Source organism: Methylobacterium indicum (assembly GCF_001043895.1).
GTDB classification, from domain to species: domain Bacteria; phylum Pseudomonadota; class Alphaproteobacteria; order Rhizobiales; family Beijerinckiaceae; genus Methylobacterium; species Methylobacterium indicum.
The window spans coordinates 1-727 of sequence record NZ_JTHF01000441.1; the positions used below are offsets into that span (position 1 = coordinate 1).

At 68.6% G+C, this 727-nt stretch carries 1 protein-coding gene; it reads right to left on the reverse strand.

The features are described 5' to 3' along the window. Positions 1 to 61: 61 nt before the first annotated feature. Positions 62 to 727, reverse strand: a 666-nt coding sequence (gene map / locus QR78_RS31320) for a type I methionyl aminopeptidase (RefSeq protein ID WP_048431548.1), incomplete at its 5' end; no start/stop codon positions are given.

Sequence of the window (727 nt, forward strand, 5' to 3'; positions counted from 1 at the left end):
GGGCGCGCCCATCTCCGCGAAAACCGGATCGCTGCGGGGCGGGCGGGCCATGGCCGGGCGCTCAGGCGGTGGCGGCGGTGTCGATCGGCTTGTCCAGCCCCTTGGGCGAGAGCGTGAAGATCTCGACGCCGGTCTCGGTCACCGCCACGGTGTGCTCGAACTGGGCCGAGAGCGAGCGGTCGCGGGTCACCGCCGTCCAGCCGTCGGCCAGCACCTTCACGTGCGGGCGGCCGAGATTGATCATCGGCTCGACGGTGAAGAACTGGCCCGGCTTCAGGGCGACGCTGTAGCTCGGCTCGACGTAATGCAGGATGGTCGGCGCGTCGTGGTAGGTCCGGCCGAGGCCGTGGCCGCAGAAGTCGCGCACCACCGAGCAGCGCTCGCCTTCCGCAAAAGCCTGGATCGCCGCGCCGATGTCGTTGGTGGTGCCGCCGGGCTTGATCGCCGCGATGCCGCGCATCATCGCCTCGTGGGTGATCTCGCACAGGCGCGCGGCCTTACGGGGCACCTCGCCGACATAGGCCATGCGGCTCGAATCACCATGCCAGCCGTCGACGATCAGGCAGATGTCGAGGTTGACGATGTCGCCCTCGCGCAGCGGCTTGTCGTTCGGGATGCCGTGGCAGACGACGTGGTTGATCGAGGTGCAGATCGATTTCGGGTAGCCGCGGTAATGCAGCGAGGCCGGAAAGGCGCCGTGGTCCATCGCGAAGGTATAGGCGAGGCG